Annotated in this window: 8 protein-coding genes; 4 read left to right on the plus strand and 4 right to left on the minus strand. The window is 70.6% G+C overall.

The features are described 5' to 3' along the window. Positions 1-288: 288 nt before the first annotated feature. Positions 289-966: a hypothetical protein gene (locus tag QHF83_RS51660; protein WP_282425570.1), complete on the minus strand. Its 678-nt coding sequence runs from the start codon at positions 964-966 to the stop codon at positions 289-291. A 239-nt stretch (positions 967-1,205) separates the two neighbouring features. Here QHF83_RS51660 and QHF83_RS51665 point away from each other — a divergent pair, with 239 nt between their 5' ends. Next, positions 1,206-1,649, plus strand: coding sequence for a hypothetical protein (locus QHF83_RS51665; protein ID WP_282425571.1), 444 nt, complete (start codon positions 1,206-1,208; stop codon positions 1,647-1,649). 21 nt (positions 1,650-1,670) lie between these two features. On the opposite strand, the gene QHF83_RS51670 is transcribed toward QHF83_RS51665, so the two are convergent. Then, a complete protein-coding gene (locus tag QHF83_RS51670) occupies positions 1,671-3,191 on the minus strand; it encodes a sigma 54-interacting transcriptional regulator (protein ID WP_282425572.1) in 1,521 nt (506 codons plus the stop codon). 188 nt (positions 3,192-3,379) lie between these two features. Here QHF83_RS51670 and QHF83_RS51675 point away from each other — a divergent pair, with 188 nt between their 5' ends. Continuing rightward, complete coding sequence (locus QHF83_RS51675) at positions 3,380-3,673, plus strand: ferredoxin (protein WP_282425573.1); 294 nt, start codon at positions 3,380-3,382, stop codon at positions 3,671-3,673. Here the strand turns inward: QHF83_RS51675 and QHF83_RS51680 are convergent. Then, positions 3,648-8,207, minus strand: a complete 4,560-nt coding sequence (locus QHF83_RS51680; RefSeq protein WP_282425574.1) for a HEAT repeat domain-containing protein — start codon at positions 8,205-8,207, stop codon at positions 3,648-3,650. The two genes, QHF83_RS51675 and QHF83_RS51680, sit on opposite strands and share 26 nt — an antisense overlap. Before the next feature lie 93 nt (positions 8,208-8,300). Here QHF83_RS51680 and QHF83_RS51685 point away from each other — a divergent pair, with 93 nt between their 5' ends. Beyond that, on the plus strand, positions 8,301-9,077 hold the full coding sequence (locus QHF83_RS51685) for a DUF72 domain-containing protein (RefSeq protein ID WP_282425575.1): 777 nt from the start codon (positions 8,301-8,303) through the stop codon (positions 9,075-9,077). A gap of 119 nt (positions 9,078-9,196) precedes the next feature. Further along, positions 9,197-10,210, plus strand: a complete 1,014-nt coding sequence (locus QHF83_RS51690; RefSeq protein WP_282425576.1) for a zinc-binding alcohol dehydrogenase family protein — start codon at positions 9,197-9,199, stop codon at positions 10,208-10,210. Positions 10,211-10,212: 2 nt separating this feature from the next. Here the strand turns inward: QHF83_RS51690 and QHF83_RS51695 are convergent, their stop codons facing one another. Next, a complete protein-coding gene (locus QHF83_RS51695; protein WP_282425577.1) occupies positions 10,213-11,094 on the minus strand; it encodes a LysR family transcriptional regulator in 882 nt (293 codons plus the stop codon). Between the last annotated feature and the right edge of the window lie 355 nt (positions 11,095-11,449).

Genomic DNA, 11,449 nt, shown 5'->3' on the forward strand with positions numbered 1-11,449 from the left:
CGGGGTGGAAGAACCGCGCATCGCGCGGTTCTTCCAGCGGCCGGTGGGACGGCGTTGCTCGTCGAAACGGCAGCGCGGCTGTCTTGATTGGCAGGATCGTGGCCGGTCTCGAGCCGACCTGTTCGATGAACTGCGCATCGCGCAGTTCATCGACCCCGGGTCCAGCGCTTGCGCTGGTCCGGGTCCAGGGGTGGACAACCCCTGGTGGGGCCTGGGGCAACGCCCCAGCGCGGCGGCCCCAGCATGAAACCATGCTCAGGGCTGGTGGGCGTGCGGCTCAGTGCGGCTTCAGTCCGCCGGCTCCGCCCCCTTCTTCTTCGCCGCGCGGCTCCGCGTGGGAATCACCTCGTGGATGTCGACCTCGCGCAGCCCGTGACCCTTGTAGAGCCGCTTCAGATTCGCGAGCTCCATCTGCGCGGCCCGCCCGAGCGCGGTCCTCACCCGCTCGAGCATATCGAGCTGCGTCTTCGCGGCGATGGCCGGCTCCACCTTTGCCCGCAGGAGCGCCGCCGCTTCCTCGACGGCGTTCGCGGCCTCCTCCCGCACGTCCGCGGGCAGACCCGGATGCACCTGGCTCCGGAGCAGCGAGACCAGGAGCTCCATTCGCCGCGGCTGCGTGGCGACGTCCCCGTCCGTGTAGAGCCCGATTCCCCCGGGGAACAGCAGGCTCAGGTGCGGATCCACCGCCGGGCGCCCGAGTGCGTTCCAGATGTCGTCCGACACCTTGCCGAGCAGCTTGTCGGCCTTGCCGTTCTCCGCCTGCATTGCCGCGATGGCGGGCCCCGCCTTGGCCTCGGCCTCTTCGATCTGGGCCTCCACGTGGCTCACCACGGCGAGCACGGGCCCGATCCGTTGCTCGGCGAGCGCCTGAAACATCCCGCCCCGCACGACGGCACGTTCGTACGTCGTGCGGGTATCCCCGAAAATATCCTCGACCGGGGCACGCTTGCGAATGACCTCACCCATGAGAACCTCCCTGTGATTGGGGGGCGACGAGCGCCTCGGACGGGAGCGGGAGCAAAGGGTGGGCCAGGCCGCGCGCCCAGGAGGCTCCTCCCCGCACATTGTCCCACCTTTCTCGCACCACCCGCCCGATTTTTCTAAACGAACGGGCCTCTGAACACATGGAGACGTGTGAGAGGGATCTGCACCCAGCGCAGGGCTGGACGGTCCTTCCGAGGCCCGACGGGGCCGGGTGGATGAGCATGCGCGATCCGAAGACGTACTTCGCGACGAAGGCCCAGGCGCACAGCCGGAGCAAGGATCCCAGGCGGTCACGGTGGCCGGAGGGCACCGCGCAGGACGAGGAGGCCCCGAGCGTCGTCGAGGTGAGCCTGGGACGAGGCCTGAGCATCCTCGTGCAGGTTCGACTCGAGGCGATCCAGCAGGGCGCGCCCGCGGAGGTTTGGGCCGACCTCGTCGACGCCGACGACGAGATCCTCGCCAGCGGCTCGGTCGATCTCGGGGCGAACGACCCGACAGCGCAATCGTTCCGCGTTCGGGCCGATCCGCGCGTCGTCCGAAAACACACGGTGTGGGGCGTGCTGCTCTCCCTTTACGAGACGGTGCACTTGCGCTGGCAGGTGCAGGTCGTCGACGGGGCCGGGCAGGTGCTCGGGCGGCGGTCGGTCGAATACGAGATGCATTAGGCGTGCAGCGGTTCGTGAGGCCTACATTCCGAGCTTCTTCATCTTGCTCTGCAGGGTGCTCGGCTTGAGCCCGAGCAACCTGGCCGCGCCGCCGGGTCCGTACACCTTGCCGCCGCTCTGCGAGAGTGCCGCCGCGATGCAACGTCGAGAAGCCTCCTCGTACGTCTCGACGTGCGTGGGCTCCGGCGCGGCCGCGGGGCCGAGCCGCGCAGCGCCGAACGTCGCAGGGAGCGACAGCGTCTCGCCGGGCGAAAGCAAGAGCGCTCGTTCCAGCACATTCTCGAGCTCGCGCACATTGCCCGGCCACGCGTGCGCGCGGAGCCGCCCGAGCGCCTCCGGCGTCACGCGGGGCGGGACGCGGCCGATGCGGAGCGCGAGGCGGTCCAGGATGACCGGCACCATGGCTTCGATGTCCTCGGGGCGCTCGCGCAGCGGGGGAACGACGAGAGGAAACACGTCGAGGCGATAATAAAGATCCGCCCGGAAATGCCCGCCTTCGACCATGGCCTCCAGGTTCCGATGGGTCGCCGCGAGGACCCGCACGTCGACGCGCATGGGGGTCTGTCCGCCGACCCGCTCGATTTCGCCTTCCTGCAGGACGCGCAGGAGTTTTACCTGGGCGGTGAGCGGCAGATCGCCGATCTCGTCGAGGAGCAACGTGCCGCCGTGCGCTCGCTCGAAGAGGCCCTCGTGCCGCTGCGTCGCGCCCGTGAAGGCGCCGCGCTCGTGGCCGAAGAGCGTGCTCTCGACGAGCTCGCCCGGCAATGCGCCGCAGTTGACCTTCAAAAAAGGTCGATGCGCGCGCAGCGAGAGGGCGTGAATCCTCCGCGCGACGACCTCCTTGCCGGTGCCGGATTCGCCGCGGATCAGCACGGTCGTGTCCTGGCGGGCGATGAGGGGCACGACTTCCTGCAAGAGGGTCTGCATCGCGGGGCTCCGGGCGATGACGTCCGGCGGGAGCAGGACCCGCTGGAGCTCGTCCCGCAGCTTGCGGCTGTCGGCGTGGGCGCGACGCGAGAGCGTGGCCACGCGGGTGAGGACGGACGCGTGGTGCAGCGCGACCGAGAGCACGCGTCCGATGGCGCGCAGCAAGGGCGGCCCGAGGGTCGGCGACGCGGGGTTCGGGGGGCCGAGGGCGAGGAGGGCGTACGCCGGGCCTTCGGCGGCGTGGAGGGGCAAGGCCGCGAGCGTGGTGGCGCCGTGCGCGCGGGCGCGGGTGAGGTCTTCGGCGAGCGAGCCCGCGGAAGGGACGTCGACGAGGCGCGGCGCGCCGTCGGCGAGGGCCTGGTGCGCGAGGGAGCCCGGCAGGGAGCGGTGCGCGCGCGCGGGCGCTCGGGCGTCGGGCGGCTGGAAGAGGGCATCGGCCGTGGACAGGGCGGGATCGCAGCGTCCGAGCTCGAACCAGCGGAGCGGGAGGTGGCCCGCGAGCGCGCCCGCCGCCGAGGTCACGATCGTCGGCAGGGTGTGCGCGTGGACCGAGACCTCCGCGAGCGCGGCGAGCAGCTCGAAGGTCGGGTCAGGAGGCGGGGTCGCGGCGGCCATCGGGACGATCTAGCCCACGTGTACCGAAATATCGGTGTTCTCGCACTGGGATTTCGGTGGCGACGCTGGGGGCCTGGCCGCTAGGCCCGACGATCCGCGGGAAATCATGCGGGGACAGGGCGGGCACGCCTCCTGCGTTGGGTCTGCGGAGCGCCGGTGCCCCTCACGGACCGGCGGGAGGACGTACCATGGCGTATGTGATTGCCGAGCCGTGCGTCGCGACGTGCGACACGGCGTGCGTGAAGGTTTGCCCGGTGGATTGCATTCACGGGCCCATGAAGCCCGAGGACATCGAGCTCATCCCGGCCGAGGAGCGCCCGACGAAGCTGCGCGCGTTGCAACTCTACATCGACCCCGAAGCGTGCATCTGCTGCGCGGCTTGTGAAGGGGAATGCCCCGTGGAGGCGATCTTCGACGAGGACGATCTTCCGCCGGCGTGGGCGCATTACAAGGAGATCAACGCGCGGTTTTTCCAGCGGTGAGGCGGCTCCGGATCTCGTCGAGCACGGCGTCGATCGCCGCGCGGCGATCGGGCCGCAGGCGACTCCGGGCGCGCAAGAGCGGCGGCACGGCCGTCTCCCCGAGCACGAGGAGCCCAGCCCGTGCCGCCCGCGACACGCCGGCATTCGTATGAAACAGGCGATCCGCGATCTCCGCGGTGGACTCCACGTCGCCGCCGAATGTGAGGACGCGGATCGCGAGCCGGACGGTCGTGGGATCGGGGTCGTCGAGCAGCGCGCGGGTGGCGCGGAGATAACGGTCGCGCGGGGCCAGGCTGCGGAGCAGGCGGTGGGCGTGGAGGCTCACGCGGCGCGAGGAGGATCGAACGTGTCGCTCGAGCAAGGCGAGGATACGCTCGCGGTCGGAGGGGCGCTCGGCGCGGCCTGCGAAATAGGTGAGGAGGCGGCGCGCATTCTCCGGATCGGCTGAATCGAGCGCGGTGTCGAGCGCGCGCTCCACGGCGGCGCGCAGCGTGGGGGCGAGGAGGTCGAGGAGGCCGGGGGATCGAGCTTCGGCCTCGGCGAGGAGCTGCAGGGCCGCGGCATCGGTGGGACGCACAAGGCCCGGGAGCACCCGCGCGACGAGCTCGGGGGGTTGATCGCGCAGCGCATCGAGAAGGGCGCCGAGCACGGCGTCACGATGCGCGCCGGAGAGCGCGGGCTCGAGGGCATGGCAGAGCGCTCGCGCGTGGCGTTCGTCGTACCAATCGGCGAGGCGCGCGAGGAGCGAGAGCGCCGCGGGAGATGGGGCCGAAGCGGCCCACGCCGCAATCGAGGGGCCGAGGTCGGACGCATAGAGGACGCCGGCGCCCGCGGCGCGCAGGCAGAAGCGAATCCACGTCGCAGGGTCTTCCGACGTGCGCGCGAGGTCCGCGAGGAGCCTGGGGACGGCACCAACGGCGCCGACGATATCGAGCGCGGAAAGATCCCCGGCGCGGAGACGGGCTTCGACATGCGGCAGAAGGTGCGCCGTGGGGAGCGCGCGTAATGCGTCGCGGGCCGCCCCGGCCACGCGGGGATGCGAGGACGAAAGAAGAACGAGCAGAAGCGGAATGCGAGATGCCAGGGGCAAGGAGGCCACGGGACCGAAGAGGTGGAGCGCTGCGGCTTCGGTCGTCGCGTCCGCGACGGCCTTTGCAATGGCTTTCGTGTCCTGTTCGTCGAGCGTCATCACGAACGACCCGCGGAACGATCCCGCGATCCATGCGTCGAGCACGTACGCCCGATCGTCACGATCGCCTGCGCGAAGCAGCGCCGCCGCCGCGGCCTCGCGGACGCCGGGGTGCGCGTCCGCGAGCAGGGGCCGCAGGAATGCGGGGTCTGCGTGGCGCCTGCGGGACAGCTCCGTGATTGCGCGCAGACGAACCTCGCCGCGCGTGTCGCCTTGCGCGAGCTCTCGGAGCGCTTGGGCTGCAATCTCCCCCAGGAACGCGATATCCACGAGGGCCGGCGCTCGCTCCGCCGGACGCTCGTCCACCCATCGCTGCGCGAGCGCCCACGCTGCCGTCGCCCCGGAGCGCTCGGCCACGAGCGCCGCGACCTCCGCGAGCGGAAGCGCATCCCGACCCTCCAGCGCCGCGACGAGATGATCTTCGTGTCCCCCGTCGATCCAGGCGCGAAGCAATGCGGGCCGCTCGCTCGGGGGCGTAAATGCAAGGATCCCCTCCCCTGCGAGCCGGAGCACGAGCGCGGCCTCGGCCCGCACGGCGGGGCGCGGATCGCCGCTCCGAGATCGCGCGGCCTCGGGACCTCTCTGGCGGATGGCCGCAGGCAGCAGCGGCGCGTGGCGTGGATCGATCTCGCCGTCGATATCGATGAAGGGGATCACGCGTCTCGATACGAAGGGATCCGTCGTGGTGGCGAGCAGCGCGATGGCGTCGTTACGGGTCGCGGGATCGAGCTGCGACAAAAGCGTCGAGAGGATGCGCTGTTCGGGCACGGCGAGCCGGGAGCCGAGCGAGCCCGCCCGTTCGGCTGCCGCGTGAAGGCTCGCGACGAGCTCGGGCGAGGGTTCCGGGAGGAACGGCGCCTCGCGGATGTGCCTTTGCAGCTCGGCGAACATTCGTTGCGCATCGGCACGCGCGAGATGCTGGCGCAGCGGGCTCTCCGGCGTGACGTCGGTTTCGCGCGGAATGCGATCGCGCGCGCCACGACGTCGCAGCTCGGCGTCCAGATCGGCGCAGCGCTCCGCGTGGGCGGCATAGGCGTGCAGAAGGAGGATCCGTGGGAGGTCGGGCCGGGACGTGACGAGCGCGGCGAGCTCCTCCGGCGAAAACGCTCCCGCGATCATGGATGCGAGCAGCTCTTCGCTGCGGGGGTCCTTCGTGGCGGCGAGCTTCTCGACGAGCAGCGAGCGAAAAAAAGGCCCCGCGATTTCCCGGAGCGCCTTCTCCGCGAGCTCCCGGAGACCCGGCTGATCCTGAACCGCGAGCACCTCGACGAGCGCCGGGCTCACGTCTGGATCGCGGCTCCGGGCGAGCATCTCGGCGGCCGCCTTTTTCAGGTTCATGTTCGGATGGGACAACCACGCGGCAATCGCCCCGCCGAGACCGGGCACGGCCGCATGCCCGAGGGCGAGCAGGGCCTGACGCGCGACCGGGAGCGGCAATTCTTGGCTCAGATACGGCAGGAGCCAGGCCGCGCAAGCCGGCCCCGCGGCCGAAAGGCAGGCGATGGAGCGTTTGCGTATCTCGGGGTTTTCCCGGCGCAAAAGCGGACGCACCACCCGTACGAGGTGGGGATGGTCGCACCCGATCACCGCGTCGAGCAGGAGCGTCGTTTCGGCCGCGGATTCGGCCCGCAGGCCGAGCCTCCGCAGCGCGGCCTCCGCCACGAGCGCCGCGCCTGGGTCCGCCGCCTCTTCCAGGCACGCGAGCGGCGGATCGGGCGTGGCGAGGCGCTGTCCCAGCGCGCGCAGCGCGGCTTGGGCGAGCTCGCGGATCTCTTCGTCGCCGTCCGTCAAGAGCGCGGCGAGCGGATCGATCGCGAGCGGCCCGCCCGTGCGACCGAGCGCGCCGATCGCCGAGGCGCGGAAGGGATGTCCGGGCGCTCGTGCAATGGCAGCGAGTACGTCGATTTGCTCGGCGCTCCCGTGGGCCTGCAAGGCATCGAGCGTCTCCGCGGAGATCGCGCCGTGCTCGGCCGCCAGAGCGAGCACGCCGGGGGAAGGATCCAGCCGAAAAAGTACACGCAGCCCGGCGGAGAGCCAGGGCGGCGGCGCTTGCTCGAGGAGCTTTCGCAATCGCTGCGCGGTGGCCGCCCCGCCGAGCCGACCGAGGGCAAACAGGCACGCGTCGGGCTCCGCGTCGAGCCTGGCGAGGAGGACGGCCTCTGCCGAGCGCTCCTCCAGCCGGCCGAGCTCGCGGATCGCGCACCGCGACAGGATCGGATCCGCGGATTGCGCCGCCATTTCGACGAGGCGCGTGATGGTTCGCCGTGTACCGAATACGGCGAGCAATCGCACGGATCTCGCCTTCGACGCGCCCCGGGTGATGCATTCGTCGATCGCTCCCACGAGCGCGTCGGCGCGGCTGCTCGTGCTCTCCGCGATCGCCTCGATCGAGAGCGCCTCGAAATGGAGCACGAGCTCGATCGCGCGGCGCGCCTGGTCTTCGTCCGGCGAGATTCCGCGCCGCTTGAGGCCACGGAGCGCCTCGATGGCCTCGGGGCCCACGCCGGCCGGATCTTCCTCCGCCAGCGCGAGCAGCACCTCCACATCGTCGACCTCGCCGAGCGCGCCGAGCGCCAGGAGGGCCGCGCGCCGAACGCTGCGAGCGACGTCCTCGCACGTCGCGAATCGCCGCACCCACGCGACATCCCTGCGCGCGGCCGCGAGGCGCAGCGCCGCGAGCGCGACCTCCTCCCCTTTCATCCATGCGGCGAGCGACGGACAGGGCAAACCGACCGCCCAGGGCTCGGCGAGGAGTCCGAGCGCGCGGGACGCCACGGCCTCGGACGAGCGGCGCGCGATATCGAGGAGCACCTCCGCCGCTTCCGCCGACGCGAGGAGCGCACGCGAGAGGCCGGCGCGCGCGAGGGTGATGGCTTGATCGTGCATCGCAGGCCGCGCATGGGCCGCCATACGGCGAAAGAGGCCCGACGTGAGGGCCCGTTCGACGGGCGCGTCCGCCACGGCGCGCAGATCCAGCGGGAAAACCTCGTCGAGCGGCAAGAGCTCGGGCGACGCGAGCCGTGCGGAGCAACGAAAACGGCACGCGAGCTCCGGCGGAAGGTTCGTCGGGAGCTCCGGAATGGGGATCGGCAGGCCCGCGATGGCGAGCTCGGCGACGGCCATCTGCGTGTCGTGGGGCAGCGTGAACAGGTTCGCAGGGACGCAGGTGGCGAGCGCTTTCGGGTCGTCGTCCCCTTCTTTCACGCGCTCAGCGAGCGCCTTTGCGGCCGCGAGCGACGCGGCCGGGTCCGCCGAGGCCAGGCGCTCCGCGAGGGTCGTGAGCGGAGGCCGGTACGTCGCGAGCATCCAGACGGAGGCTTCGGCGCGCATCAGATCGCTGATCACGAGGCCTCGTACCCCAGCTCGATGCCCAAAGCCAGCGTCATCGCGGGCTTGGCGCGGCGCCCCGCGGCCCCACGTATCGCCCCGGGGCGCCGCATGACGCTGTTCATCGGGACGAGCGGCTGGCAGTACGCGCACTGGCGGGGGACGTTTTACCCGGCCGTGCTGCCGAGCGCGCGCTGGCTCGACCATTACGCCGAGCGTTTTCAGGTGGTCGAGGTCAACAATACGTTTTATCGCCTCCCCGAGGCGAACGTCTTTCGCGGCTGGGCCGAGCGGACGCCGCCCGACTTCGTGTTCGCCGTGAAGATGAGCCGGTTCTTCACCCATCTCAGGCGCCTTCGCGACCCCGAGGAGCCGATCGCGCGCTTCTTCGAGCGTGCCTCCGCGCTCGGCGAGAAGCTCGGCCCCGTGCTCGTGCAGCTCCCGCCGGGCATGAAGCGCGACGCGGGCAGGCTCGACGCCGCGCTCGCATGCTTTCCGAAGAGCGCCCGCGTGGCCGTCGAGTTTCGCGACGAATCGTGGTTCGCCTCCGAGATCGAATCGCTGCTCGGCCGGCACCACGCCGCGTTGTGCGTGTGGGACCGAAAAGGTTTGCGGATGCCGCTCTGGCGCACGGCGGACTTCGGATACGTCCGGTTCCACGAAGGCAGCGCGGACCCGGCGCCCTGCTACGGCGCGCGCGCCCTCGGCGCATGGGCGCGACGTATCGCCGAGGTTTGGCCCGAGCCCTCCGACGTGTTTGCGTTTTTCAACAACGACGTGAACACCTGCGCCGTCCAGGATGCCGGCCTCCTCGCGCGGGCCGCGGATCGCCTCGGGCTCGGGAGGACGCGGGTCCTCTCGGGGGAAACACGACGCCTGGTGGCCTGAAGGCCCGACGCGCTTCGCGCCATGCGCTTTCGCATGGCCGGCATGCGTACACGCGCCTCGCGCGGCGGGTCGAGATGTCCAAGATTCACCGCACTTCCACGAACCAAGGAGTCGTCCCCATGAAGGCCGTCGGCACCTACGAACCTCTCCCCGTCACTGCGGATCATGCCCTCGTCGATGTCGAGCTCCCGGAGCCGAAAGCCGCCGGCCGCGACTTGCTCGTCCGTGTGCAGGCGGTCTCGGTGAACCCCGTCGACGTGAAGATTCGCGCGAGCTTCAAGTCCACGGACGGGAGCCCGCGCGTGCTCGGCTGGGACGCGGCGGGTATCGTCGAAGCGGTCGGGCCGGACGTGACGCTGTTCCGCCCGGGCGACGAGGTCTTTTATGCAGGCGCGATCGGCCGGCCCGGCACGAATGCCGAAAAGCACCTCGTCGACGAACGGCTCGTGGGCCATAAACCGAAAACCCTCGACTTCGCCGAAGCCGCGGCGCTCCCGCTGACCGCGATCACCGCGTGGGAGCTGCTCTTCGACAGGCTCGGCGTTCCGTATGGCCAGAAGACGCAGGCGGGCTCGCTCCTCGTGATCAACGGCGCGGGCGGGGTGGGCTCGATCCTCATCCAGATCGCGCGGCGCCTCACGGGGCTCACGGTCATCGCGACGGCCTCACGGCCCGAGACGAGGAAATGGGTCCTCGACATGGGCGCCCATCACGTCATTGATCACACGCAGCCGCTCGATGCAGAATTGGCTGCACTCGGAATTCCGAACGTGGAGCATGTCGCGGGACTCACGGCAAGCGACAAGCATCACGAGGCGATGGCCAAGGCCGTGGCCCCGCAAGGACGCGTGGCGCTGATCGACGATCCGAAGTCTTTCGACATCGTACCCTTCAAGCGCAAGAGCGTGATGGTCGGCTGGGAGCTCATGTTCACGCGGTCGATTTTCCAGACGAACGACATGATCGAGCAACACCGCCTGCTCGAAGAGGTCTCGGCGCTCGTCGACGCGGGCGTCCTTCGCACGACGCTGACCGAGCGCGAAGGCCACATCGACGCGGCGACGCTGAGGAGGGTTCACGCCAAGATCGAGAGCGGCAAGGCGATGGGCAAGGTCGTGCTCGTCGGCTTCTGAAATCAGAGCGTCTTCGGCACGGAGGCGTGCACGTGGTCGGCGAGGGCGCGAAGGCGAGCGAGGCTCTTGAGGTCGCGATGGTAGCCGAGCCAGACGATACGGCCCGGCGGATCTTCGCCGACGTCGAGGCGCACGAGCGGGAGCACGTCTCCGATGACCCTCGGCAAGACGGCGAGGCCGGCGCCGTGCACGCACGCAGCGGCCTGCACGTCGCGGCTGTTGCTTCGCACGGTGTCGTGAGCGCCGGGGAACCGCGCGCGGAGCCAGGCGACGTCGGCGAGCGCGTCGAATGCGCGATCCATCGTGACGATCGCATGCCCGTCGCCGCCGTGCGCGTCGGGCATACCACGCGCATCGAGGTAGCTCTGCGAGGCGTAGAGGCCATAACGGATCTGCGTGAGGCGGCGCTGCACGATGTCGGCGCGATCGAACGCGACGAACCGGAAGACGAGGTCGGCCTCTTGCCGATCGAGGTCGAGGAGGCGTGACTCGGCCACGATCTCGACCGTCACGCGTGGGTGATCGCGGGTGAACGCAGCGAGCACCGGGCCGAGGACGTGCCGCGCGAACCACTCGCTCGTGGAGATGCGGAGCACGCCGCCCGCCTCGCGCGTCTCGCCGAAGAGGCGTCGCTCGAGGGCGACAGCCTCGTGCTCCATGCGTTCGGCGTGACGGAACATCGCCTCGCCCGCTTCAGTGAGGCGAAACCCGCGCGGCGTGCGCTGGAAGAGCGTGACACCGACGGATTCTTCGAGCGCGCGGAGCCTGCGGCCCGCCGTGGGCTGCGTGAGGCCGAGCCGCGGGCCAGCGGCGCTCAGCGTGCCCGCGCGAGCGACGGCGAGGAACAAGTGAACGTCGTCCCAGGCGACCCGCGGGTCTTTCACGAGGCGCCTTCGATACGGGAGTAGGTCATGAGCAGGAAGAGGAGTGTCGTCGGCGCGGTTTCGCGGCGTGCGTCCGCGCCACGATCGCGCCTGCCACGCCCGCGAGCAAGGCCGAAGATGCAAGCTTGACCGCCGCGCCGGGGCTCTGCCCCGGACCCCGCGGGGGCTATCCGCCCCTCGACCCGGACCAGCGCAAGCGCTGGACTCGGGGTGGAAGAACTGCGCGATGCGCAGTTCTTCCAACGGGCCGGTTGGACCGCGTTGCCCGTCGAAAGGGCAGCGCGGCTGTCTTGATGGGCGGGGTCGTAGCTGGTCTTGACTCGGCCTGGTCGATGAACTGCGCATCGCGCAGTTC

Source organism: Polyangium sp. 15x6, from assembly GCF_029960785.1.
Classification (GTDB): Bacteria; Myxococcota_A; Polyangia; order Polyangiales; family Polyangiaceae; genus Polyangium.

Bases quoted from the DNA above. Each gene is read 5' to 3' on its own strand.
- QHF83_RS51665 (WP_282425571.1), top strand. From the start codon at position 1,206: ATGCGCGATCCGAAGACGTACTTCGCGACGAAGGCCCAGGCGCACAGC.
- QHF83_RS51670 (WP_282425572.1), bottom strand. From the start codon at position 3,191: ATGGCCGCCGCGACCCCGCCTCCTGACCCGACCTTCGAGCTGCTCGCC.
- QHF83_RS51690 (WP_282425576.1), top strand. From the start codon at position 9,197: ATGAAGGCCGTCGGCACCTACGAACCTCTCCCCGTCACTGCGGATCAT.
- QHF83_RS51660 (WP_282425570.1), bottom strand. From the start codon at position 966: ATGGGTGAGGTCATTCGCAAGCGTGCCCCGGTCGAGGATATTTTCGGG.
- QHF83_RS51675 (WP_282425573.1), top strand. From the start codon at position 3,380: ATGGCGTATGTGATTGCCGAGCCGTGCGTCGCGACGTGCGACACGGCG.
- QHF83_RS51685 (WP_282425575.1), top strand. From the start codon at position 8,301: ATGACGCTGTTCATCGGGACGAGCGGCTGGCAGTACGCGCACTGGCGG.